This is a genomic window from Nocardioides xinjiangensis (genome assembly GCF_017916385.1).
Classification (GTDB): Bacteria; Actinomycetota; Actinomycetes; order Propionibacteriales; family Nocardioidaceae; genus Nocardioides; species Nocardioides xinjiangensis.
Map to the genome: position 1 here is coordinate 2,194,531 of NZ_JAFMSW010000001.1, position 23,600 is coordinate 2,218,130.

Genomic DNA, 23,600 nt, shown 5'->3' on the forward strand with positions numbered 1-23,600 from the left:
TCCGCCCCGGACCGGGCGCCCGAGGACGTGCCGCCGTTCGACCACGCCCGCGCCGAGGCCGCGGTGCGCGAGCTGCTCGCCGCCCTGGGCGAGGACCCCTCTCGCGAGGGCCTGCGCGAGACGCCGGCCCGGGTCGCGCGGGCGTACGCCGAGCTGACGCAGGGCCTTCGGCAGACGGCCGAGGAGGTGCTGACGACCACCTTCGACATCGGTCACGAGGAGATGGTGCTGGTCCGCGACATCGAGCTCTGGTCGATGTGCGAGCACCACCTGGTGCCCTTCACCGGGGTGGCCCACGTGGGCTACATCCCGGCGGAGAGCGGCAAGATCACCGGGCTGTCCAAGCTCGCCCGCCTCGTCGACGTCTACGCCAAGCGCCCGCAGGTGCAGGAGCGGCTGACCACCCAGGTCGCCGACTCGCTGATGGAGATCCTCGAGGCGCGCGGGGTCATCGTGGTCATCGAGGCCGAGCACCTCTGCATGACCATGCGCGGGGTCCGCAAGGCGGGCGCGCGCACCATCACGTCGGCGGTCCGCGGCGCCATGCTCACCAACCAGGCCACGCGTGCCGAGGCGATGGCGCTGATCCGTTCGGGCACCAGGTGAGCGAGGCCGGCCTCCGGCACGAGCCCGGGGTCCCCCGGGTGATGGGCATCGTCAACGTCACGCCCGACTCCTTCTCCGACGGGGGCCGCTGGGACACCACCGAGACGGCGGTCGCGCACGGGCGGCGGCTGCTGGAGGAGGGCGCCGACCTCCTCGACATCGGCGGCGAGTCGACCCGGCCCGGGGCCACCCGCCCGCTCGTGGCCGAGGAGCTCGACCGGGTGGTCCCTGTCATCGAGGAGCTCGCCGGCGACGGAGCCCTGGTCTCGGTGGACACCATGCGCGCGGAGGTCGCCGAGGCGGCCCTCGCGGCGGGGGCCCGGATCGTCAACGACGTCTCCGGCGGGCTCGCCGACCCGCGCATCCTCGACGTCGTCGCCGCCGGTGACGCGACCTACGTGGCGATGCACTGGCGTGCCCACGCCGACCGGATGCGCGACTTCGCCGACTACTCACCCGACGGCGTCGTGGCGACCGTGCGCCGTGAGCTGGCCGAGCGCCTGGACTCCGCCGTGGCCGCCGGCGTCGCGCTGGAGCGCATCGTCGTCGACCCGGGGCTCGGGTTCGCCAAGCAGCCGCACCACAACTGGGAGCTCCTGGCCGGGCTCGACGTGCTGCGCGGGCTCGGCCGGCCGCTGCTGGTGGGGGCGAGCCGCAAGTCGTTCCTGGGCTCGCTGCTGGCCGAGGACGGCGCCCCGCGCCCGGTCGACGGGCGCGAGCACGCGCACGCCGCCCTGGTCGCGCTGCTCGCCGGCCGCGGGGTCGACGTCCTGCGCGTGCACGACGTACGCGCCACGCGGGACGCCCTCGCGGTGGTGCGGGCGCTGGCTCCGGGAGGTCCGGGCGAGCCGGCCCCCCACGGGAAGGACGAGGCATGAGCGACGAGCTGGCCGTGACCGGCATCGAGTGCTTCGCGCACCACGGTGTCTTCGACTTCGAGAGGCGCGAGGGACAGGTCTTCGTCGTCGACCTCGTGCTCGGCATTGACACCCGCCCCGCGGCGGCGTCGGACGACCTCGCGGAGACCGTGAACTACGGGACGCTGGTCACCGACGTGAAGGCCGCCGTCGAGCGCGACCCGGTCGACCTGATAGAAACCGTCGCCCAGCGCATCGCCGATGTGTGCCTGTTGGACGGTCGTGTTCAATGGGCCCGAGTCACGCTCCACAAACCTGATGCGCCCATCGACGCGACGTACTCGGACGTCGCGCTGACGATCACCAGAAGGCGAGACACCTCTCATGACTGAGACACCGAACCCGAACATCGTGGACGCCGACTCCCTCACCGGTGAGATGCACCCGATCCGGCGGGTCGTCGTCGCGCTGGGGTCCAACGTCGGGGAGCGCCTGGCCTCGCTCCAGGGTGCCGTCGACGCGCTCGCCGACACTCCTGACTTCTTCGTCACCGGCGTCTCCCCGGTCTACGAGACCGAGCCGGTGGACGCGCCGGACGGCTCGGGGCCCTACCTCAACGCCGTCGTGCTGGCCGACACCACGCTCCCGGCCGCCCGCCTGATGGAGCGCGCCCTCGCGATCGAGGACGCCTACGCCCGCGAGCGCACCGACGTGCGCAACGCGCCCCGCACGCTCGACGTGGACCTCATCGTGGTGGGCGACCGCCGCTCCAACGAGGACTTCCTGCAGCTCCCGCACCCCCGCGCCCACGAGCGCGCCTTCGTGCTCCAGCCGTGGTACGACCTCGAGCCCGACGCGGTGTTCCCCGACCGGGGACCGATCGCCCAGCTCCTCGACGCCGCGGACTCCTCCGGCGTCAAGCGGCGCGAGGACCTGCACCTCGAGGTCGAGTGAGCCACGGGTGACCCAGGCCGGACCGGGCGACGAGCCGCCCGAGCCGAGGGGGCGGCTGCGCCCGACCTCGGCGCGCGCCCTGACGACCTGTGCGGTCCTCGGGCTCGCCGTCGGGTGGGGCGTCCACCGGGTCGGCGACGCCGTGGCCGGCCGCCCGCCGCTCGTGTCGTGGGTGCAGGCACTGGCCCTCGTGCTGGTCGCCGCGATCCTGGCCTTCCTCGCCTGGCACACGTGGCAGACCGTGCACGTCCGCGGCGAGCGCCTCGACCCCCAGCAGGCCCTCAACCGCCTGGTGCTGGCGCGGGCGTGCGCCCTCGGCGGCGCCGTCGTCGCGGCGGGCTACGTGGGGTACGCCGTCAGCTGGCTGGGCGACCAGTCGGAGGTCGCCGACCGCTGGGTGCTGCGGTCGGTGGTGGCGGCGCTGGGCGGAGTGGGCGTGATGCTCGCCTCGCTCGCCCTGGAGCGTGCGTGTCGCGCGGACGGCGGCCGGCCGCGCACCTAGGCTGGGCGCCATGCCTTCCCAGCAGCCCCAGCAGTCACAGGTGTCGCGGACGCCCGCGCGCCGGCGCCAGCGCAGCACGCGCCTGGTCGTCGCCGTCGCGCTCCTCGCCCTCGGCGCCGCCCTCGTGGCCGGCGCCCTGGCGTCCGCCTCGGGCGTCCTGACCGCTGCCGCTGCCGTCGTGGCGGTGCTCGCCGGCGCCGCGGCCACCCGGATCACGCACGCCGAGCTCCTGCAGGCCCGGCGCGACGCCGCCCGCGACCGGGCCGTCCAGGCGCAGGAGTACCGCGCCCTCACCGAGCGCCGTACGGCCGAGTCGGCAGCCTTCGCCGCCGACATGGAGCGCCGCATCGCCGAGCGCGAGGACGCGATCCACGTGCTGGAGCGCGCCCTGTCGTCCGCGCAGAAGAACGCCGCCGAGCAGAGCCTCAGGCGCGCGCAGGAGACGCGCCGCGCCGACGCCGCCGAGCGCGGCCGCGACACCGCCGAGCGGGGTCGCGACGAGGCCGAGTCCCGGGCCGCCGAGGCGATCGTCCTCGTCGCCGAGCTCGAGGCCGAGCTCGACGTCGTGCGTGCCGAGCTCGACTCGCTCCGCGCCGCCGCCGCGCGCCGCAACCACCGCAGCGCCTGACCCGCTCCCGCCGCACGGGCGGTGCGGGAGGCCACCTGGGGCCGTCCCGGACCCGCTCCACTCACCGCCGGGGCGGCCGGCCGCGGGCGTACGGAAGAATGGGCGCTCGTGATCCCCGAGGACAACCGGTTCGAGAGCGACCCCGCCGAGGCCCTGCCCGAGGACCCGGGACTCCCCGCCGGCTGGGTCGTCGACACCCCTGACGGTACGGACCCCGCCACCGTCGAGCGGCTCACCGAGCTGCTGCGGGGCCACGAGCGGGCGGGTCGCGGGTGGGCCGCGTCGGGTCCGGGCGAGGTGCTCGTCGAGGTCTCCGAGCGTGGCCTGACGATGCGGGAGAACGTCGTGGTCCGCGACCCCGACGCTCGGGTGCGCGCCTGGGGCAGTGTGCACGACCGCGCCGAGGGCCGGATGCTGCTGGTCCACATCGTCGACCGCGACCTCGACGACCCGCTCGCCGACCGCTGCAGCGACCTGCTCCTCGAGTGGGCGGAGGCCCAGGCGAGGTCCGTCGGCGCCGCACGCGGGCTGGCGGTCCAGCAGGTCGACACCGGTGCCTTCGCCGACGACGAGCGCCAGCACCGGTGGCTGTCCGGCGCCGGCTTCCACCGGGTCCGCACCTGGTGGCAGATGAGCCGCTCGGTGGAGGCGGCCGAGGCCGACCTGGTCCCCGACCCGGCACGCTGGGAGCGCAAGGGCGTCGTGTTCCGCCGGGTCGAGCGGCAGGGCGACGGGATGCCGGCCGAGGCCGACCTGCGGGCCGTCCACGACGTGCTCGAGGGCGCCTTCACCGACCACTTCAACTCCGCCGAGGAGACCTTCGACGAGTTCATCCACCGCCTCCGCGAGGACCCCGGCCACCGCTGGGACCACTGGTGGCTCGCGGAGCTCGTCGACGGCGAGGGCGGCCGGCCCGAGCCGGCCGGCGCCCTGGTCGGGACGGTCAGCGAGTCGGCCGACGGGCCGGACGGGTCGTACGTCTCCTACCTCGGCGTGCTCGAGTCCGCCCGCGGGCGCGGCGTCGCGAAGGGCCTGCTGCGCACGATCATCGCCGACGCGGCCTCGCGCGGCCGCGACCGCGTCGGCCTCGAGGTCGACGCGGACTCGCCGACCGGCGCCGAGGGGCTTTACACCGCGATGGGCTGGGGCACCACGTACGTCACCGAGTCGTGGCACAAGGACGTGCGCGTCGACTGACGACCGTGCCCGGGCCGGCGCTCAGCGCGAGCGCAGCGACGCACGCAGCGCCCGGTGCACCCCCGCGGGGGTCAGCACACCGAGGAAGACCGGGCCTCGCCGCACGCCGACCATCGGCTTGTCGTCCCCCAGCATCGCCGCCAGCGCCTCCTCCAACGAGGAGTCGATGTCGATCGCCGCACCGAGCTCACCGGTGGTCACGCCGTCCAGCGGCTCGAGGTCCTCCTCGCGCAGCCGCGTGACGGTCAGCATCCGCAACCCGTCGGACCCGACGAAGTCGGCCACCTGGTCGTCGGCGGGGTGAGCCAGCAGCCGGGCTGGCGTGGCGTACTGGGCGAGGCGGCCGCCGGCCGCGAAGACGGCGACCCGGTCGCCCATCCGGATCGCCTCGTCGATGTCGTGGGTCACCAGCACGACCGTCTTGCCGAGCTCGGCCTGCACGCGGCGGAACTCGTCCTGCAGCCGGTGGCGCACGACGGGGTCGACCGCCCCGAACGGCTCATCCATCAGCAGGACGGGCGGGTTGGCGGCCAGGGCGCGGGCCACCCCCACCCGCTGCCGCTGCCCGCCGGACAGCTCGTGGGGGTAGCGCCGCGCGAAGTGGCGGGGGTCGAGGCCCACGGTGCTCAGCAGCTCGTGGGCGCGCTCGCGGGCCGTCGCCCGGGACTCGCCGTAGAGCAGCGGCACGGTCATCACGTTCTGCTCGACGCGCTGGTGGGGGAACAGGCCGACCTGCTGGATCACGTAGCCGATGCCCCGGCGCAGCGCGACCGGGTCGACGCCGGTGACGTCCTGCCCGTCGAGCCAGATGCGTCCGGTGGTCGGCTCGATGAGCCGGTTGATCATCTTCAGCGTGGTGGACTTCCCGCACCCCGACGGCCCGACGAGGCACACCATCTCGCCGCGCCCGACCTCGAGGTCGAGCTCGTGGACTGCGACCGTGCCGTCGGGGTAGGTCTTGCCGACGCCCTCGAGCCGGATCATGGCGTCGACGGCGGCCCCTGCTGCTCCGGGCTCGGATGGGGCCGGCTCGGCCCCTATGGCGGTAGCGTCCATGCGGTGACCCTACGTGCGGCAGCCGACGGCCCGAGCTGCTACAGCCGGTTCGTCAACGAGTGGTTCTGCTGGCAGTACGTCGAGGACCGGCACGACCAGATCGCCGACGCGCTCGTCGAGCACGTCACCATCACCGTGGCCGCGCTGCTGCTCGGCGTGGCCCTCTCCTTCCCGCTCGCCCTGCTCGCCCGCCGGGTCCCGCGGCTCGAGGCGCTGGTCCTCGGGTTCAGCACCGGCGTCTACACCGTCCCGTCCCTGGCGCTGCTGCCGCTGCTGGTGCCCTTCACCGGCCTGTCCGCGGCCACGGTCGTCATCGGCCTGGGTCTCTACGCGCTCACCATCGTGGTGCGTGCGCTCCTCGACGGCCTCCGCTCCGTGCCCGACGACGTCCGCGAGGCCGCCCGGGGCCTGGGCTACGGCCGCGCCCGGATGCTCGCCCGGATCGAGCTGCCCCTCGCGCTGCCGGTGACGATGGCCGGCCTGCGGGTCGCCGCCGTGTCCACGGTCGCGCTGACGACCGTCGGCACGCTCGTGGCGTACGGCGGGCTCGGCAACCTCATCGCCCACGGCGTGCAGCGCGACTTCCGCGCCGAGCTGACCACCGCCGCCGTCCTCTGCGTGCTGCTGGCGGTCGTGATCGACCTGCTGCTCGTCGCACTGCAACGGGTGCTCACGCCCTGGGCGGCGGGTGCGCGCTGATGGAGCTGTTCACCGACACGTGGCACTACCTGCTCGACGCCGACAGCTGGACCGGCGGCGGCGGGTTCGTGGCCCGGCTGCTGGAGCAGCTGCTGCTCACCGCCACCGCCCTCGTCGCCGCGGTGCTGCTCGGGCTGCCCCTCGCGCTGTGGCTCGGGCACGTGGGGCGCGGCGGCTTCGTGGCCGTCAACGTCTCCAACGTCGGCCGGGCCGTGCCGACGTTCGCCCTCCTCGCCGTGCTCGTCGCCGCCGACTGGCCCGGGTCGTCCGACTTCGGTCCCTACGGGCGCGCCGGGCTGGCCACGCTCATCGCGCTCGTCCTGTTCGCGCTGCCGCCGATCATCACCAACGGCTACGTGGCCGTGCGCGAGGTGCCGCGGGAGGTGCTCGAGGCGGCCGACGGCATGGGCATGGCGGCCCGCCAGCGCTTCCGGCAGGTGGAGCTGCCGCTCGCGCTGCCGGTGATCGCCTCGGGCGTACGGCTCGCGCTGGTCCAGGTCTGGGCCACGGCCACCATCGCCGCCCTGGTCGCCGGGCCGGGGCTGGGGCGCATCATCACCGAGGGCTTCGCGCGCAACGACTACGCGCAGGGCATGGCGGGTGCGGTCGTGGTCGCCGTCGTGGCGCTCGTGCTCGAGCTCGCCGCTGCGGCAGCCCAGCGAGCCGTCGACCCCCTGCCGCGGGGTCGTTCCGGCCGTGCCCCCGACGCCGTGTCGGTGGGCCCGACTACCGTGTGAGCAGCCCCCGTCGGGGACTGAGCGGTCTCCGCTCGCATCACCGGACACGCGTGGCTGCGCCACGGGACACAGAAGGTTGAACACGACATGCACGCACGACGCCCGCTGCTGGCGGTGACGGCACTGGCCCTGACGGCCCTCATGGCCGGCTGCGCCGGCGACGACCTCCCCTCCGACGACGACACCGGCTCCGGCTCCGCCGCGGGCGAGGGCACGTCCGTCGTCATCGGCAGCCAGAGCTTCGACGAGGCCGCCCTCGTCACCGCGATGTACCAGCAGGTCCTCGAGGGCGAGGGCTACGAGGTGGAGACCCGCCTGGTCGACACCCGCCCGGTCTACCTCAACGAGATGCCCGACTCGGTCCAGATCGCGCCGGAGTACGTCGCCGGCGTCGTCGACCAGCTCAACACCGACGCCTACGGCCCCGACGCCGAGCCGCTGTCCACCAGCGACGCGCAGGAGACGATCGACGCCGGCGCCTCGCTGCTCGAGGACAAGGGGATCACGCTGCTCGAGCCCTCCAAGGCGTTCTCGGCCAACGGCTACTTCGTCAGCCAGGAGTTCTCCGACGCCGAGGGCGTGACCAAGCTGTCCGACCTCGAGGGGGAGGCGGTCACGCTGGCCGCGGCGCCGGACTGCAAGGGCCGCACCGACTGCGAGAAGGGCCTGGTCGACACCTACGGCATCGACATCACCCTCGAGCCGCTCGGCTACGCCTCGACCGAGACGTTCCAGGCGGTGCTCGACGGCGAGGCCCAGCTCGGCCAGACGAGCACGCTCGACGGCACGCTCGAGGACCAGGGACTCCTCCTGCTGGAGGACGACCGGGGCATCCAGCCCGCGCAGAACCTCGTCCCGGCCGTGTCCTCGCAGTTCCTCGCCGACCACCCCGACGTCGAGGGCCTGCTCAACGACCTGATGGGCGCCCTCGACAACGAGACGCTGGCCGAGCTGCTGGTCCGGGTGCAGGTCGACCGGGAGGAGCCGGCCGACGTCGCCCAGGACTTCCTCGAGTCCGAGGGCCTGGTCTGAGCCCCGCCCGTCAGGACCCCACCTCGTGGTCCCGCAGCCTGAGGGCTGCGGGATCCACGGTGGTGTCGTCGAGCACCGCGTGCGGCACCGACAGCCGCCACGTCCCGGTCGCGACGTCCTGGACCCGCGGTGCCGGCCCGTCGAGGGTGGCGACCCACTCCATGAGCGCGGCGACGTCGGCGCGGCGGTCCTGCTCGACGAGCCAGCCCGCCAGCCGGTGCACCGGCAGCAGGCCGCTGTGCACGAGGGAGCGCTGCCCCCAGAGCTCCAGGACGCCCGAGCGCAGCAGTCGCCACCACTGCGTCGAGCACCCTGGCACGAGCTGGAAGTAGCGCCACAGGTCGCCGGCGAGCACCCGGTCGAGGAAGATCTCCTCGACCTCGACCGACCCGTGGGCCCGCACCGACGCCAGCGAGCGCCGCTTGGTCTCCCAGCGGTCGGCGAGGTCCTGCACGGTCGCCCGCGTCTGCGTGATCGACCCCTCGCGGATCCGCCACAGGTAGGTCGTCTCGCCGAGCACGTCGAAGGTGCCCTCGAGGAACGCGCGGGTGGTGGTCGGCTGGTCCTCGTAGCGCACGCCCTCGGGCCAGGACATCGCCTGCTCGTCCCACCACGACCGCCGGAAGAGCTTGTTCCAGGCGAAGATGTCGCCGAGCAGCTCGGGTCGCTGCTCGATCCGGGCCGAGCGCATCGGCGGGGTGTGCAGCCGCCTCAGCCACCGCGGCTCGGTCAGCGGGCCGTCGAGGTCGCTGTCGTCCTTCGACAGCCAGTGCAGCGCGGAGGCGGTGGCAAAGTCGGAGCCCGACGCCTCCAGCGAGTCGACGAGGGTGCGCAACGCGGTGGGCTGCAGGAGGTCGTCGGAGTCGACGAAGGCGAGGTAGTCGCCGCGCACGTGCGCGGCCCCGGTGTTGCGCGCGGCGCCCAGCCCCGCGTTGGCCTGGTGGACCACGGAGATCCGGTGGTCGCGCGCGGCCCAGGCGTCGGCCTTCTCGCCGGTGCGGTCGGTCGACCCGTCGTCGACGATCACCGCCTCCCAGCGCCGGTGCGTCTGGGCCACCAGCGAGCCGAGGCACTCGTCGAGCCAGCGCTCGACGCCGTACGCCGGGATCACCACCCCGACCAGGGGTCCTCGGGACAACCAACGCCTCACGGGCGGCGACTCTAGCCACCGGTAGGCTCACGGCCGTGACCGAGCAGCCACGAGCGATCGACGAGATGAATCCCGAGGGCGTGCCGCGGAAGGTCCTCTTCGTCGCGGGGGCCGGCCGCAGCGGCACCAGCACGCTCGCCGGCATCGTGTCCCGGCTCGGGATGCACGTGCCGCTGCCGGAGGTGCCGCCGGACGACTCCAACCCGCGCGGGTTCAGCGAGCCCCAGTGGGTCGTCGACGTGCACGACGAGTGGCTGAAGGAGGCGCTCGTCCAGGTCAGCGACAGCCGTCCGGGCGCGTGGTTCGACACCGGCCGGATCTGCAGCCGCGAGCCGGCGCGCATCCGGGTCAGCGAGTGGCTCGAGCCGCACTTCGCCGAGCACCCCGAGCTCGTCGTCAAGGACCCGCGGCTGAGCTGGTTCCTGGGCCTCTGGCGGGTGGCTGCGATCCGCACCGGCGCGACACCCGTCTTCGCCACCATGCTGCGCCCGCCGGCCGAGGTCGTCGGCTCGAAGCAGAAGTACTACGCCAACAAGCTCGGCTCGGCCCACCTCGCCGCCAGCTGGGTCAACATGCTGCTGCACACCGAGCGCGCCACCCGGAGCGTCGAGGGCGTGGGTGACGCCGGCGCCGGCCGGGGCCGGGTCTTCGTGCGCTACGAGGACCTGCTCACCGACTGGGTGCGCACGACGACCGCGTTGGGCCACGCGCTCGACCTGCAGACCATCATCCACACCCGCAGCGACCAGATCCGCGAGGTGCACCGCTTCATCGACCCCAACCTCAGGCGCGTCACCTCGACCCTCGCCGACCTCGCGCTCCCCAAGCGGCTGCACGACCTCACCGCCGCGACGTGGGAGCAGCTGAACAAGCTCGCCGACGAGGGCGGGGACACCCCCGGCGCGCACGCCACCTTCGACCAGCTGCGCGAGGCCTACGTCGAGCTCTACGAGGAGGCGGAGGCGATCAGCCGCTCGACCGCCGAGCACGCCCGCCACCAGGCCCGGCGCCGCGCGCTGGCCGAGGCCGCCGCGCAGGAGCCGTCGAGGTCGCTCGCCGACCGCGTGCCCCACGACGTGCGCGCGGCGATCCCGCCATCGGTGCGCCGCGGCGTCCGCAAGGCGCTGGGCCGCACGCGGGACGAGCAGTGACCGTCCCGATCGGGTCGGGCCACGGCGTCAGCAACATCGAGGGCCACACCGACTTCGACATCGTCTGGCCGTGGCACCAGCCCGGTGGGCTGCGCCGCGGCGCCACCGCGGTGCTCCGCGTGAAGAACGAGGCGCCCGGCCTGCGCTTCGTGCTGCCGCCGCTGCTGCGCGCCTGCGACCACGTCCTGCTCGTCGACAACGGCTCCGACGACGGCACCGGCGAGGAGGCGCTGCGCGTGGCGGCCGAGCACGGGCTCGCCGACCGGTTCACGCTGCGGGAGTACCCGTTCCGGGTGGCCCGCGCCGGCGCGGAGCACCTCGCGGTCAACGAGCGCTCGGTGCACTCCCTGGCCTACTTCTACAACTGGTGCTTCTCCCACGTCCGCACCCGCTACTCGTGGAAGTGGGACGGCGACATGGTGCTCACCACCGAGGGGGAGGTCTCGATGTCCGACCTGTCGTGGCAGGTCGGCACGGCTGAGGCGGTCATCCGGTTCCCGCGCCACGGGCTCTACGTCGAGTCCGAGCGCCGGGCGTTCCTCGACCTCGGGCTGCGCAACATCGAGGAGTGGGGCTTCCCGATGAGCCCCGACTACGTCTACACCAAGGCGCCCGAGTGGGAGATCCGCACGACCCCCGAGCGGATCGAGATGTTCGCCCTGCCGCAGGGGCTGTGCGTGGAGCTCAAGTGGCTCGACGGCGACGAGTTCGCCCACTGGACGAACCCCGAGTCGTTCGCCACGTCGATCCGCAACCGCCGCAAGCGCCGCGAGTGGCTGGTGTGGAACGCCCTGCACGCCGGGGAGGTGCCCGAGGGAGTCATCGAGATCGAGTCGCCCGAGGGGGTCCACGTCGTCGACCACGTCACCCACGCGTGGCTCCCGCGCGCGCCGCGGCCCTTCGTCGTCGACGACCCCGACCACGCCAAGCTGCACCTGCGGGCCTGACCGCTCCGCGCCTCCGGGTAGTCCACCGGGAAACGGCTGGCGATGGCCGCGATCCGGAGCCATTGCCCGGTGGACTACCCGAGCAGGCGACGGAGGAGCGGCCCCGTCGACCGCGCCAGCCGGGCGAGGTGACGTCGGCGAGCGCGCGTCGGGCCGGTGTCCGTGACCGGGTTCACAGGTGATCGGGGCATACCGGCCCCGGGCGCGGCGGTTGCCGGACTGTGGCCCTCGGTGGCTCCAGCCCTGCGCGCAGCGATCAGTAGCGCTCGTCCAGGGCGGACCGCCTGCCACGCCAGGTGACGGCGTCCCGCGCCGCGCCCTTCCCGTGCGTACGACGAAAGGCTCCGCCATGTCCGAGACCAACCCGCAGATCGCGCCGCCCACCTCGCGGCGTATGCCCCTCCTGATCGCCATCGCCGTGCTGGTCGTCCTCGCCGTCGTCGGCGGCGTCGTCTGGTCGCGCAGCGGCGACGACGCCGGTGCCGCCGCAGGCGAGGAGAGCACCAAGGTCGTCCTCGGCACGGTCGGGGCCAGCGACCCCTACTGGCAGGTGCTCGTCGACGCCGCCGCGGAGGAGGGCATCGACCTCGAGGTGAAGGACTTCGCCGACTACACCCAGCCCAACCCCGCTCTCAGCGAGGGCGAGCTCGACATCAACCAGTTCCAGCACATCGTCTACCTCGCGGAGTACAACGTCGCCAACGACGACGACCTGGTGCCGCTCGGCTCCACCGCGATCTACCCGCTCGGTCTCTACTCGAGCAAGGTCGACTCGGTCGAGGACATCCAGGACGGCGACACCGTCGTCGTGCCCGACGACGACAGCAACCAGGCCCGCGCCCTGCTGATCCTCCAGTCGGCCGGCCTCATCACGCTCGAGGACGGCGGCAGCATCTACTCGACCCTCGCCGACATCGACGAGGACGCCTCGCGCGTCCAGGTCAAGGCCATCAAGGCCGACCTCACGCCCACGTCGCTGCCCGACGTGGCCGCGGCGGTCATCAACAACGACTTCGTCGAGAAGGCCGGCCTCTCCTTCGCCGACGCGCTCGCCACCGACGACGTCGAGGACCCCAACGCGCTGCCCTACGTCAACATCTTCGCCGTCCGCCCCGAGGACCGGGACGACCCGGCCCTGCTCGAGCTCGTGGAGATCTACCAGGAGACCCAGGCCGTCCTCGACGGCGTGCAGGACGTCTCCGGCGGCACCGCCGAGCTCGTCAAGATCCCGCAGGACGAGCTGCAGGCCTCGCTCGACGAGGTCGAGGCCGACACCGAGGCCCGGCAGTAACGCCGACGCGCAGGAGGAGGAGCCCGCGATGCCACTCGTCGAGATGACCGACGTGCACAAGACGTTCCCGGCCGCCCGCGGCGGCGCGGCCGTCGAGGCGATCCGCGGCGTCGACCTGGCCGTCGAGGCCGGGGAGATCGTCGGCATCGTGGGCTACTCCGGCGCCGGGAAGTCCACGCTGGTGCGGCTCATCAACGCGCTCGAGACGACGACCTCGGGCAGCGTGCGGATCGACGGGCGGGAGATCACCACCCTCGGGGAGCGCGAGCTGCGTGAGGTGCGGCTGGGGATCGGCATGGTGTTCCAGCAGTTCAACCTGTTCGGCTCGCGCACGGTCTGGGGCAACATCGCCTACCCGCTCGAGGTCGCCGGCGTGCCCAGGGCCGAGCAGAACAGGCGGATCTCCGACCTGCTGCACTTCGTCGGCCTGGCCGACAAGGCCCACAGCCACGTGGAGGAGCTCTCCGGCGGTCAGAAGCAGCGCGTCGGCATCGCCCGGGCGCTCGCCACCAACCCGAAGCTGCTGCTCGCCGACGAGGCGACCAGCGCGCTGGACCCGGAGACCACCCAGGAGGTGCTCGCGCTGCTGCGGCGCGTCAACCGCGAGCTGGGCATCACGATCGTGGTCATCACCCACGAGATGGACGTCGTGCGCAGCCTCGCGCACCGCGTCGTGGTGATGGAGGCCGGCCGCATCGTCGAGGAGGGGCCTGTGGTCCGGGTGCTCTCCGACCCGCAGCAGCAGGTCACCCGCCGGTTCGTGTCGACCATCGTCGACGACGAGCCCGGCGCGGAGGCGCTCGCGGCGCTGCACGAGCGGCACGCCGGGCGCTTCGTCAAGCTCGCGTTCCGCGGCGACGAGGTGCGCCAGAGCGACGTCTTCGCGGTCCTCCTCGACCACGGGGTGCGCTTCGAGCTCGTCTTCGGCGGGATCGAGGAGGTCCAGGGGGAGACCTTCGGCAACCTGACCCTCGCCCTCGACGGCGACCCGGCGGCCGTGGACGCCGCCGTCGACGCCGTACGAGTGCTCGTCCCCCTGAAAGAGCTGGCGCGATGACCGACACCAACATCGGCCAGCTCTGGCCGCTCTTCTGGTCGGCGGCCTGGGAGACGCTCTACATGGTCGCGATCACGCTGACCCTGGGCGGGCTGCTGGGGCTGCTGCTCGGGCTGGCGCTGTACGTGACCCGGCGCGGCGGTCTCTACGCCAGTCGGCCGGTGAACGTGGTGCTCAACGTGCTCGTCAACTTCTTCCGGCCGATCCCGTTCGTCATCTTCATCGCCGCGGCGCAGCCCCTCGCCCGCGTGGTCGTGGGCACCGGGATCGGCAACCCGGCCATCATCTTCGCGCTGACCATCGCGGCGATGTTCGGCATCAGCCGCATCGTGGAGCAGAACCTCGTCACGGTGGACCCCGGTGTCATCGAGGCGGCCCGCTCCGTCGGCGCCAGCCGGGCGCGGATCGTGCGCACCGTGGTGATCCCCGAGGCGCTCGGCCCGCTCGTGCTGGGCTACACCTTCGTGTTCGTCGCGATCGTCGACATGACCGCGGTCGCAGGGGTCGTCGGCGGCGGCGGCCTCGGGAACTTCGCCCTGCAGTACGGCTTCCGCCAGTTCGACACGGTCGTCACGTGGACGGCGGTGATCGTGATCGTGGTGCTCGTGCAGGTCGGGCAGCTGGCCGGCAGCTCCGCGGCGCGGCGCATCCTGCGCCGCTGACCCGGCGTCACGCGTGGCGTGCGTCACGGTCACGCTCGGTTCCGCCGCGGAATCCGCGGGCGTAGGCTCGACGGTGATCGCAGTAGATCGGTACCCGCGAGGGACTGAAACGAAGAGGTCGACATGACGAAGCCTGTGCGCGTGTTCCGCGTCGGCGTGATCGGTGCCGGGCGCGTGGGCGCCGTGCTGGCCGCGGCGCTTCGCTCCGCCGGTCACGAGGTCGTGGCCGCCGCCGGCGAGTCCGACGCCTCGCGAGCCCGCATCGACGTGCTGCTCCCCGGAGTCCGGGCGGGCAAGCCGACCGAGGTGGCGCGGCGCAGCGACCTCCTGCTGCTCACCGTCCCCGACGACATGCTCTCCAACGTCGTCACGATGCTGAGCGCGAGCGGTGCGATCAGCGAGGGCCAGGTCGTCGTCCACACCAGTGGCCGCCACGGGCTGGCGGTGCTCGAGCCCGCCCGCGCCGTCGGTGCCCGCACCGTCGCGATGCACCCTGCCATGACCTTCACCGGGACCGAGGTCGACCTGCCGCGCCTGTCCGGCTGCGTCTTCGGCGTCACCGCCGACGAGGCCGACCGCGACCTCGCCGAGTCCCTGGTCGTCGACCTCGCCGGCCGCGCGATGTGGGTGCCCGAGGGCCGCCGCACGCTCTACCACGCCGGACTCGCCCACGGCGCGAACCACCTCGTCACCCTGGTCGCCGAGGCGATGGAGATCCTCTCCGCCGCCGGCGCCGAGGACCCGGCCGCCACGCTGCGCCCGCTGCTCTCCGCCGCGCTGGACAACGCCCTCGAGGACGGCGACGCCGCCCTCACGGGGCCGATCGTCCGCGGCGACGTCGAGACCGTCCGCGCTCACGTCGCGGGCCTGCTCGCCGACGCCCCGCAGACGCTGCCGTCTTACCTCGCGATGGCGCACGCCACCCTCGACCGGTCCGTCACCGACGGCCGGCTGCTGCCGATCCGCGCGTCGAAGATGCTGCGCGTCCTCGCGGCCGCGGAGACCTCCGTCGAGCAGGGCACCGGCCCTCGATGACCGCAGCTCCCGTCCTCGCGTCGACCCGCGAGGAGCTCGCCGGCCTGCTCGCCGCCGCCCGCAGGTCGGGCGACGCCGTCGCGTTCGTGCCCACGATGGGCGCCCTCCACGAGGGCCACGCCAGCCTCATGCGGGTGGCCCGGCAGGCCACCGACGGGCCGGTCGTCGTCAGCATCTTCGTCAACCCCATGCAGTTCGCGCCGACGGAGGACCTCGACCGCTACCCCCGCACGCTCGACGCCGACCTCGAGGTCTGCGCCGCCGAGGGGGTCGACGTGGTCTTCGCGCCGAGCGTCGAGGAGATGTACCCCGGCGGCTTCAGCCACGACTCCGTCCGCGACGGTGTCACCGTGGCCCCCGGAGCGCTCGCCACGATCCTCGACGGCGCCTCGCGTCCCGGCCACTTCGACGGCGTCCTGACGGTGGTGGCCAAGCTCTTCGGCCTGGTCCGCCCCGACGTGGCGGTGTTCGGGCAGAAGGACTACCAGCAGCTGGTCCTCGTCCGCCGCATGGTCCGCGACCTGTGCCTGGGCATCGAGGTCGTCGGCGCGGAGACCGTGCGCGAGCCGGACGGGCTGGCCCTCTCCAGCCGCAACCGCTACCTCGACGCCCACGAGCGCCAGGTGGCCACGGCCCTCGGTCGCGCGCTCCGGGCAGCGCGCGAACGCGCGCGCTACGGGGTGCCGGCGGCGCGCTGGGCCGCGATGTCGGTCCTCAAGTCGGAGCCGGGCCTGGAGCTGGACTACCTCGCGCTCACCTCGCCCGACCTCGGCGAGCCCCCGGAGACCGGCGAGGGCCGCATCCTCGTCGCCGCGCGGGTGGGCACCACGCGGCTGATCGACAACGTGCCGGTCGTGTTCGACCGCATCACGCCTCAGGCCGGCCCTGGGGCGACCCCGGCGGGGACCGCGCACGCGGCCTCGACCACCAGTGAGAGGAGCAGCTGATGCTGCGCACCATGATGAAGTCCAAGATCCACCGGGCCACCGTGACCCAGGCCGATCTCCACTACGTCGGCTCGGTGACCGTCGACGAGGACCTGCTCGACGCCGCCGACCTGCTGCCGGGCGAGCTGGTCCACATCGTCGACGTCACCAACGGCGCCCGCCTCGAGACGTACACGATCGCCGGGGAGCGGGGCTCGGGCGTCATCGGCATCAACGGTGCCGCCGCCCGCCTGGTGCACCCCGGGGACACCGTGATCCTCATCGGCTACGGCCAGATGGAGACGGCCGAGGCCAAGCAGCTCCAGCCGCGCGTGGTGTTCGTCGACGCCGACAACAAGGTCCTGGCCACCGGCCACGACCCGGCGGAGACCTTCGGCGACACCTCGCTGAGCCGCGGCGACCTCGTCGCCCGGTAGGGATCCGCCGGTCGGCGACTCGATAGCCTGCCCGGATGACATCGCACCGGCCGGTCCCGGGCCGGCTCCGCGCCCCCGCGCCCGGGTGGACCACCCGTGCCGACGTCGTGGTGGTCGGGTCGGGCATCGCGGGGCTTACCGCTGCGCTGCGCATCCACGCGGCGGATCCGTCGCTGCGCCTGCTCGTCGTCACCAAGGACGTCCTCGGCGCAGGCTCCACCCAGTGGGCGCAGGGCGGCATCGCGGCCGCCCTGGGGCCGGAGGACACCCCGGAGCAGCACGAGCGCGACACGCTCGTCGCAGGCGCGGGAGCCTGTGACGTCGAGGCCGTGCGCGTGCTGGTGACCGAGGGACCCGGGGCCGTCCACGAGCTGATCGCGCTCGGCACGCAGTTCGACCACCACCCCGGCGGTGAGCTGTCGCTGACGCGGGAGGGCGGCCACCTCCGCGACCGGATCGCCCACGCCGGGGGCGACGCCACCGGTGCGGAGATCCAGCGCGCGCTCATCGCAGCGGTCGAGCGCGCACCGGAGATCGGGGTCGTCCAGCACGCGCTGGCCGTCGACCTCCTCCGCGGCGACGACGGCGGCGTCGCCGGCCTGACCCTCCACGTCCTCGGTGAGGGCCGGCGCGACGGCGTCGGCGCGGTGCACTGCCGAGCCGTCGTGCTGGCCTCCGGGGGCCTCGGCCAGGTCTTCAGCCAGTCCACCAACCCGAGCGTCTCCACGGGCGACGGGATGGCGCTCGCCCTCCGCGCCGGCGCCCGGCTGCGCGACCTCGAGTTCGTCCAGTTCCACCCCACCGTGATGTGGCTCGGCCCCGACTCCTCGGGCCAGCAGCCGCTGATCTCCGAGGCGGTGCGCGGCGAGGGTGCCCACCTCGTCGACGACGCCGGCGACCGCTTCATGCTCGGCACGCACGAGCTCGCCGACCTCGCGCCGCGCGACGTGGTCGCCAAGGCCATCACCCGCCGCATGGGCGAGACCGGCCGGCCGCACGTGTGGCTCGACGGCCGCCACCTCGGCCGCGCCGTGTGGGAGCGTCGCTTCCCGACGATCCTCGGCGTCTGCGGCCGGCACGGGGTCGACCCGGTGAGCGAGCTCGTCCCGGTCGCCCCCGCCCAGCACTACGTGTCCGGCGGCGTCGCCACCGACCTGTGGGGCCGAACCACCGTCCCGGGGCTGTACGCCACCGGCGAGGTGGCCTGCTCCGGGGTCCACGGCGCCAACCGCCTGGCCTCCAACTCGCTGCTCGAGGGCCTGGTGTTCTCGCGGCGGATCGCCGAGGTGCTGCCCGCTGAGCTGCGCCCGTGGTCCGAGCCGGTCGCGGACGAGCGCCACGCCGGCCTCGTCGCGGCCGAGCGCAGGCGGGCGCTGCAGGAGGTGATGACCAGCCGGGTCGGCGTGCTGCGGCACGCCGACGGCCTCGACGAGGCGCTGGCGTTCCTCGGCTCGCTCGAGCACGGCGATGCGGAGGTCGGCCCGCCCGCCTGGGAGACGACCAACCTGCTCACCGTCAGCACCGCCCTCGCCGAGGCCGCGGCCCTGCGCACCGAGACCCGCGGGTCGCACTGGCGCGAGGACCACCCCGACCGCGACGACACGGGGGCCGGTCACGTCGACTCGTGGCTGGAGCCCGACGGCACCGTCGCGGCCGAGTGGACGTACGCGCCCGCGACCGATCCCTCGACCCCCTCGACCCCCTCGAACGTGGAGGTGCCGGCATGACGCGCATCGAGGACGTCCCCGCCGACGTCAGGGCCGACCTCGCCGCGGCCGGCCTCGACGAGGACCACGTCTGGGACGTGGTGGGGCGCGCGCTCATGGAGGACCTGCCGCAGCGGCCGCACCACGACCCCACCAGCGAGTCGACGATCCCGGCGGACGCCCGGGCCGAGGCGGTCGTCGCCGCCCGCGAGCCCGGGGTCGTAGCCGGGCTGGCCGTCGCTGCGGTCGCGTTCGCCATGGTCGGCGCCGACGCCACGATCAGCAGCCGCGCGCCCGACGGCACGCGGGTCGAGGAGGGCGACGTCGTCCTGCGCATCTCCGGTCGGACCCAGCGGCTGCTCGTCGCCGAGCGCACCGCGCTCAACCTCGCGTGCCACCTCTCCGGCATCGCCACCGCGACCGCGCAGTGGGTCGACGCGCTCGCCGGCTCGCCCACCCGCGTGCTCGACACCCGCAAGACGCTGCCCGGGCTGCGCACCCTGCAGAAGTACGCCGTCCGCTGCGGCGGCGGGGTCAACCACCGCTCGAGCCTGCAGGACATGGCGATGGTCAAGGACAACCACGTCATCGCCGCCGGCGGGGTGCTGCCCGCGCTCGAGGCGATCCGCGGCCGTCACCCGGGACTGCCGGTCGAGGTGGAGGTGACCACCCTCGACCAGCTCGACGAGCTGCTCGCACTGCCGGAGCCGCCGGAGCGCGTCCTGCTCGACAACATGGCCGACGACATGATGTCCGAGGCCGTCCACCGCACGGCGGGCCGGGTGCCGCTGGAGGCCAGCGGGGGGGTCACCCTGGAGCGTGCCGGACGCATCGGCGCGACCGGCGTCGACTTCGTCTCGGTCGGCGCGCTCACCCACTCGGTGGAGGTCCTCGACCTCGGCATGGACCTGGTCGAGCGATGAGCCTGCTCGCCGCGGACATCCGCAACACGCACACCTTCCTCGGCGTGCTCGACGGCGAGGACGTGCTCGCCGACTGGCGAGTGGCGACCGACGAGCGCCGGACCGCCGACGAGTGGTCGCTCCTCCTCCGCGGACTGCTGGGCGAGCACCTCAACGGCGTCGACGGCATCGCCGTGTGCTCGACGGTGCCGGCCGTCCTGCACGAGTGGCGCGAGATGCTCGACACGCACTTCGGCGACGTCACCGCCGTCGTGGTGGAGCCCGGCGTGCGCACCGGCATCCCGGTGCTGATGGACAACCCGCGCGAGGTCGGCGCCGACCGCATCGTGAACGCCCTCGCGGCGGCGACCCTCCACGGTGGCCCGGCCATCGTGGTCGACTTCGGCACCGCGACGACGTTCGACGTCGTCAACGGCAGGGGTCAGTACGTCGGCGGCGCGATCGCCCCCGGCGTCGAGATCTCGCTGGAGGCGCTGGGGCGGCGCGGCGCCCAGCTGCGCAAGGTCGAGCTCGCGCGCCCGCGGTCGGTGATCGCCAAGAACACCGTCGAGGCGCTGCAGAGCGGGATGGTGTTCGGGGTCGCGGCCCAGGTCGAGGGTTTAGTGGCACGGATGATCGCCGAGCTCGGAGCGGCGGAAGGCGACGTCACCGTCATCTCCACGGGGCACCTTGCGCCGCTCCTCGTCGAGGACTGCGGGTGCTTCACCCTGCATTCCCCGTGGTTGACGCTCCAGGGCCTGCGCCTGGTTTTCGAACGCAATTCCTGAGCGATACGGCGCACCCTTTTGCCCGCTGCAAACCCGTGCTGCCACAATGCGAAATGCATTTGCCTCGCCGCGCCATATTCCGCGCGTCGTTCCAGCATTCTCACCACGTCATTCTCACCACGTCATTCCTCGTTTGCGAATGAGGTGACCGAAGGAAAAGGAATTCGCCATGGCACAGAAGGTGAACATCGTCCTCGTCGACGACCTCGACGGCAGCGAGGCGACGGAGACCGTCACGTTCGGGCTCGACGGGACGACGTACGAGATCGACCTGAACGACGCCAACGCCGCCGCCCTCCGCGAGGTGCTCAGCGGGTACGTCGGGCACGCCCGCAAGGTCGCCGGGGGCGGTCGTCGCGGGCGCCGGTCGAGCGGCGGGTCGTCCTCGTCCTCCGGCGGCTCCAACGGCTCGGGCAGCGCGCACACCCGGGAGGTCCGCGAGTGGGCCAAGTCCCAGGGCATGGAGGTCTCCGAGCGCGGCCGCATCTCCGCCGAGGTGCAGCAGGCCTACGACGCCGCCCACTGACGCTCGAGACGTCCGTCCCCGCCCCCGGCCGGAGGCGGGGACGTTCGCTGTCAGCGGACGCCCTCGGCTGTGGGCGGGGAACACGTAGGCTGGAGTCGGGCGTTGAGCCCAGTGTCCGCACCCCGGCCGCCTGCGCCGGATCCGCGGACCACGCAGACGTAGAGGAGCGCACATGTTCGAGCGGTTCACCGACCGAGCCCGGCGAGTTGTCGTGCTGGCCCAGGAAGAGGCCCGCATGCTCTCCCACAACTACATCGGGACCGAGCACATCCTGCTCGGCCTCATCCACGAGGGCGAGGGCGTCGCGGCCAAGGCCCTCGAGTCCCTCGACATCTCCCTGGAGGCCGTGCGTGCCCAGGTCGAGGAGATCATCGGCCAGGGCCAGCAGGCGCCCTCCGGCCACATCCCGTTCACGCCGCGGGCGAAGAAGGTGCTCGAGCTCTCCCTGCGCGAGGCGCTCCAGCTCGGCCACTCCTACATCGGCACCGAGCACATCCTGCTCGGCCTGATCCGGGAGGGCGAGGGCGTCGCGGCCCAGGTCCTGCAGAAGCTCGGCGCGGACCTCAACCGGGTCCGCCAGCAGGTCATCCAGCTGCTCAGCGGGTTCCAGGGCAAGGAGTCGGCCACGGCCGGCGCCCAGACCGCCGGCTCCGGTGGCGAGGCGCCGTCCAGCTCGCTGGTCCTCGACCAGTTCGGCCAGAACCTCACCCAGGCGGCCCGCGAGGGCAAGCTCGACCCCGTCATCGGGCGCGAGCAGGAGATCGAGCGCGTCATGCAGATCCTGTCGCGCCGCACGAAGAACAACCCCGTCCTCATCGGCGAGCCCGGCGTCGGCAAGACCACGATCGTCGCCGGCCTGGCGCAGGACATCGTCAAGGGCAACGTGCCCGAGACGCTCAAGGACAAGCAGATCTACACCCTCGACCTCGGCGCGCTGGTCGCCGGCTCGCGCTACCGCGGTGACTTCGAGGAGCGCCTGAAGAAGGTGCTCAAGGAGATCCGCACCCGCGGCGACATCGTGCTGTTCATCGACGAGATCCACACGCTCGTCGGTGCCGGTGCGGCCGAGGGCGCGATCGACGCGGCCAGCATCCTCAAGCCGATGCTGGCCCGCGGTGAGCTGCAGACCATCGGCGCCACCACGCTCGACGAGTACCGCAAGTACCTCGAGAAGGACGCCGCGCTCGAGCGCCGCTTCCAGCCGATCCAGGTGCAGGAGCCCTCGATCGCGCACACCATCGAGATGCTCAAGGGCCTGCGCGACCGCTACGAGGCGCACCACCGCGTCACGATCACCGACGAGGCCCTGGTCTCGGCGGCGACGCTGGCCGACCGCTACATCTCCGACCGGTTCCTGCCGGACAAGGCCATCGACCTCATCGACGAGGCCGGTTCGCGACTGCGGATCCGCCGGATGACCGCTCCGCCGGACCTGCGCGAGTTCGACGAGAAGATCGCCGACGTGCGCCAGCGCAAGGAGGCGGCGATCGACGGGCAGGACTTCGAGGCCGCGGCCCGCCTGCGCGACGAGGAGAAGCAGCTCTCGGCCCGCCGTGCCGAGCGCGAGAAGCAGTGGCGCGCCGGTGACCTCGACGAGATCGCCGAGGTCGACGAGGAGCTGATCGCCGAGGTCTTGGCCGTGGCCACGGGCATCCCGATCGTCAAGCTCTCCGAGGAGGAGTCCACGCGACTGCTCAAGATGGAGGACGAGCTCCACAAGCGCGTGATCGGCCAGGAGGAGGCCGTCAAGGCCCTCAGCCGCGCGATCCGTCGTACGCGTGCGGGCCTCAAGGACCCCAAGCGCCCCGGTGGCTCGTTCATCTTCGCCGGCCCCTCGGGCGTCGGGAAGACGTGGCTGTCCAAGACGCTCGCGGAGTTCCTCTTCGGCGACGAGGACGCGCTCATCCAGCTCGACATGAGCGAGTTCTCCGAGAAGCACACCGTGTCGCGCCTGTTCGGCTCGCCCCCCGGCTATGTCGGCTACGAGGAGGGCGGCCAGCTCACCGAGAAGGTGCGCCGCAAGCCGTTCTCGGTCGTGCTGTTCGACGAGGTCGAGAAGGCCCACCCCGACATCTTCAACAGCCTGTTACAGATCCTCGAGGAGGGTCGCCTGACGGACTCGCAGGGTCGCGTCGTCGACTTCAAGAACACCGTCATCATCATGACGACCAACCTCGGTACGCGCGACATCTCCAAGAGCGTCAACCTCGGCTTCAACCAGATGGGCGACGCCGCGGGCTCCTACGAGCGGATGAAGAGCAAGGTGTCGGAGGAGCTCAAGCAGCACTTCCGTCCCGAGTTCCTCAACCGCGTCGACGAGATCGTGGTCTTCCCGCCGCTGTCGCGCGAGCAGATCATCGCGATGGTCGACAACATGGTCGACGCCGTGGAGCTGCGGCTCAAGGACCGCGACATGTCGATCGAGCTCACCCAGCCCGCCAAGGACCTGCTCGCCGAGCGGGGCTTCGACCCGGTGCTCGGTGCGCGGCCGCTGCGTCGCACGGTGCAGCGCGAGATCGAGGACGTGCTCGCCGAGAAGATGCTCTTCGGCGAGGTCGGCCCCGGGCAGATCGTGCTCGTGGACGTCGAGGGCGAGGGCGTCGAGGCGAAGTTCACCTTCCGCGGCCAGAAGAACTCGGCCGTGCCCGACATGCCGCCGCTCGAGACGGTCGTCGAGGGTCCGGTCGGCGACGGCCCGGACGACTCGACGGGTCCGGCGGACGTGCCGAAGGCCTGACCGGCGGCCCGACCGTC

25 protein-coding genes are annotated in these 23,600 nt (G+C 73.0%); 23 read left to right on the top strand and 2 right to left on the bottom strand.

Going from position 1 to position 23,600, the window contains the following annotated elements:
- The first annotated feature begins 27 nt into the window (after positions 1-27).
- The 7 genes from folE (at position 28) to J3P32_RS18495 (ending at position 4,744) form a co-directional block, all read left to right on the top strand.
- Positions 28-606 carry a GTP cyclohydrolase I FolE gene (gene folE / locus J3P32_RS10305; protein ID WP_307807860.1) on the top strand — a complete coding sequence of 193 codons (579 nt, stop codon included), beginning with the start codon at positions 28-30 and terminating at the stop codon, positions 604-606.
- Positions 607-647: 41 nt separating this feature from the next.
- Positions 648-1,484, top strand: a complete 837-nt coding sequence (folP, locus tag J3P32_RS10310; RefSeq protein WP_210440745.1) for a dihydropteroate synthase — start codon at positions 648-650, stop codon at positions 1,482-1,484.
- Positions 1,481-1,855 carry a dihydroneopterin aldolase gene (gene folB / locus J3P32_RS10315; protein WP_210439679.1) on the top strand — a complete coding sequence of 125 codons (375 nt, stop codon included), beginning with the start codon at positions 1,481-1,483 and terminating at the stop codon, positions 1,853-1,855. Before folP ends, folB begins: the two co-directional genes overlap by 4 nt.
- Positions 1,848-2,417: a 2-amino-4-hydroxy-6-hydroxymethyldihydropteridine diphosphokinase gene (gene folK, locus J3P32_RS10320; protein WP_210439680.1), complete on the top strand. Its 570-nt coding sequence runs from the start codon at positions 1,848-1,850 to the stop codon at positions 2,415-2,417. The genes folB and folK overlap by 8 nt, the downstream gene beginning before the upstream one ends.
- Positions 2,418-2,424: 7 nt before the next feature.
- On the top strand, positions 2,425-2,919 hold the full coding sequence (locus J3P32_RS10325) for a DUF3180 domain-containing protein (protein WP_210439681.1): 495 nt from the start codon (positions 2,425-2,427) through the stop codon (positions 2,917-2,919).
- A gap of 10 nt (positions 2,920-2,929) precedes the next feature.
- Positions 2,930-3,547 (top strand): hypothetical protein, encoded by a 618-nt coding sequence (locus tag J3P32_RS10330; RefSeq protein WP_246850037.1) that lies wholly within the window; start codon positions 2,930-2,932, stop codon positions 3,545-3,547.
- 108 nt (positions 3,548-3,655) lie between these two features.
- Positions 3,656-4,744 (top strand): GNAT family N-acetyltransferase, encoded by a 1,089-nt coding sequence (locus J3P32_RS18495; RefSeq protein WP_210439682.1) that lies wholly within the window; start codon positions 3,656-3,658, stop codon positions 4,742-4,744.
- Between the two features lie 21 nt (positions 4,745-4,765).
- Here the strand turns inward: J3P32_RS18495 and J3P32_RS10340 are convergent, their stop codons facing one another.
- Entirely contained in the window at positions 4,766-5,800 is a 1,035-nt protein-coding gene (locus J3P32_RS10340) for an ABC transporter ATP-binding protein (RefSeq protein WP_374222515.1), read from the bottom strand.
- A gap of 3 nt (positions 5,801-5,803) precedes the next feature.
- Between J3P32_RS10340 and J3P32_RS10345 the strand changes: the two genes are divergently transcribed.
- From J3P32_RS10345 to J3P32_RS10355, 3 genes are all read left to right on the top strand, one after another.
- Positions 5,804-6,499 carry an ABC transporter permease gene (locus tag J3P32_RS10345; RefSeq protein WP_210439683.1) on the top strand — a complete coding sequence of 232 codons (696 nt, stop codon included), beginning with the start codon at positions 5,804-5,806 and terminating at the stop codon, positions 6,497-6,499.
- Positions 6,499-7,236: an ABC transporter permease gene (locus J3P32_RS10350; RefSeq protein ID WP_210439684.1), complete on the top strand. Its 738-nt coding sequence runs from the start codon at positions 6,499-6,501 to the stop codon at positions 7,234-7,236. The genes J3P32_RS10345 and J3P32_RS10350 overlap by 1 nt, the downstream gene beginning before the upstream one ends.
- Positions 7,237-7,323: 87 nt before the next feature.
- Complete coding sequence (locus tag J3P32_RS10355; protein ID WP_210439685.1) at positions 7,324-8,268, top strand: ABC transporter substrate-binding protein; 945 nt, start codon at positions 7,324-7,326, stop codon at positions 8,266-8,268.
- Positions 8,269-8,278: 10 nt separating this feature from the next.
- On the opposite strand, the gene J3P32_RS10360 is transcribed toward J3P32_RS10355, so the two are convergent.
- The gene (locus tag J3P32_RS10360; protein ID WP_210439686.1) at positions 8,279-9,418 is read right to left on the bottom strand and encodes a glycosyltransferase family 2 protein; all 1,140 of its coding nucleotides are present in this window, start codon (positions 9,416-9,418) and stop codon (positions 8,279-8,281) included.
- A gap of 35 nt (positions 9,419-9,453) precedes the next feature.
- On the opposite strand from J3P32_RS10360, the gene J3P32_RS10365 reads away from it, so the two are divergent.
- The 13 genes from J3P32_RS10365 to J3P32_RS10425 all read left to right on the top strand — a co-directional run bounded on the left by J3P32_RS10365 (position 9,454) and on the right by J3P32_RS10425 (position 23,583).
- On the top strand, positions 9,454-10,569 hold the full coding sequence (locus J3P32_RS10365; RefSeq protein ID WP_307807842.1) for a sulfotransferase family protein: 1,116 nt from the start codon (positions 9,454-9,456) through the stop codon (positions 10,567-10,569).
- Complete coding sequence (locus tag J3P32_RS10370) at positions 10,566-11,516, top strand: glycosyltransferase family 2 protein (protein ID WP_210439687.1); 951 nt, start codon at positions 10,566-10,568, stop codon at positions 11,514-11,516. Before J3P32_RS10365 ends, J3P32_RS10370 begins: the two co-directional genes overlap by 4 nt.
- Positions 11,517-11,865: 349 nt before the next feature.
- A complete protein-coding gene (locus tag J3P32_RS10375) occupies positions 11,866-12,807 on the top strand; it encodes a MetQ/NlpA family ABC transporter substrate-binding protein (RefSeq protein WP_210439688.1) in 942 nt (313 codons plus the stop codon).
- Between the two features lie 28 nt (positions 12,808-12,835).
- Complete coding sequence (locus tag J3P32_RS10380; RefSeq protein WP_210439689.1) at positions 12,836-13,864, top strand: methionine ABC transporter ATP-binding protein; 1,029 nt, start codon at positions 12,836-12,838, stop codon at positions 13,862-13,864.
- A complete protein-coding gene (locus J3P32_RS10385) occupies positions 13,861-14,526 on the top strand; it encodes a methionine ABC transporter permease (RefSeq protein ID WP_210439690.1) in 666 nt (221 codons plus the stop codon). The genes J3P32_RS10380 and J3P32_RS10385 overlap by 4 nt, the downstream gene beginning before the upstream one ends.
- A 123-nt stretch (positions 14,527-14,649) precedes the next feature.
- Positions 14,650-15,561 (top strand): Rossmann-like and DUF2520 domain-containing protein, encoded by a 912-nt coding sequence (locus J3P32_RS10390; protein WP_210439691.1) that lies wholly within the window; start codon positions 14,650-14,652, stop codon positions 15,559-15,561.
- Complete coding sequence (panC, locus tag J3P32_RS10395) at positions 15,558-16,508, top strand: pantoate--beta-alanine ligase (RefSeq protein ID WP_210439692.1); 951 nt, start codon at positions 15,558-15,560, stop codon at positions 16,506-16,508. The genes J3P32_RS10390 and panC overlap by 4 nt, the downstream gene beginning before the upstream one ends.
- Entirely contained in the window at positions 16,508-16,924 is a 417-nt protein-coding gene (gene panD / locus J3P32_RS10400) for an aspartate 1-decarboxylase (protein ID WP_210439693.1), read from the top strand. Before panC ends, panD begins: the two co-directional genes overlap by 1 nt.
- A gap of 35 nt (positions 16,925-16,959) precedes the next feature.
- The gene (locus J3P32_RS10405; protein WP_210439694.1) at positions 16,960-18,651 is read left to right on the top strand and encodes an L-aspartate oxidase; all 1,692 of its coding nucleotides are present in this window, start codon (positions 16,960-16,962) and stop codon (positions 18,649-18,651) included.
- Positions 18,648-19,553: a carboxylating nicotinate-nucleotide diphosphorylase gene (nadC, locus tag J3P32_RS10410; protein WP_210439695.1), complete on the top strand. Its 906-nt coding sequence runs from the start codon at positions 18,648-18,650 to the stop codon at positions 19,551-19,553. The genes J3P32_RS10405 and nadC overlap by 4 nt, the downstream gene beginning before the upstream one ends.
- Positions 19,550-20,320: a type III pantothenate kinase gene (locus J3P32_RS10415; protein WP_210439696.1), complete on the top strand. Its 771-nt coding sequence runs from the start codon at positions 19,550-19,552 to the stop codon at positions 20,318-20,320. Before nadC ends, J3P32_RS10415 begins: the two co-directional genes overlap by 4 nt.
- Positions 20,321-20,489: 169 nt before the next feature.
- Positions 20,490-20,846 carry a histone-like nucleoid-structuring protein Lsr2 gene (locus tag J3P32_RS10420; RefSeq protein ID WP_210439697.1) on the top strand — a complete coding sequence of 119 codons (357 nt, stop codon included), beginning with the start codon at positions 20,490-20,492 and terminating at the stop codon, positions 20,844-20,846.
- Between the two features lie 172 nt (positions 20,847-21,018).
- Positions 21,019-23,583 carry an ATP-dependent Clp protease ATP-binding subunit gene (locus tag J3P32_RS10425; protein WP_210439698.1) on the top strand — a complete coding sequence of 855 codons (2,565 nt, stop codon included), beginning with the start codon at positions 21,019-21,021 and terminating at the stop codon, positions 23,581-23,583.
- The last annotated feature ends 17 nt before the right edge of the window (positions 23,584-23,600 follow it).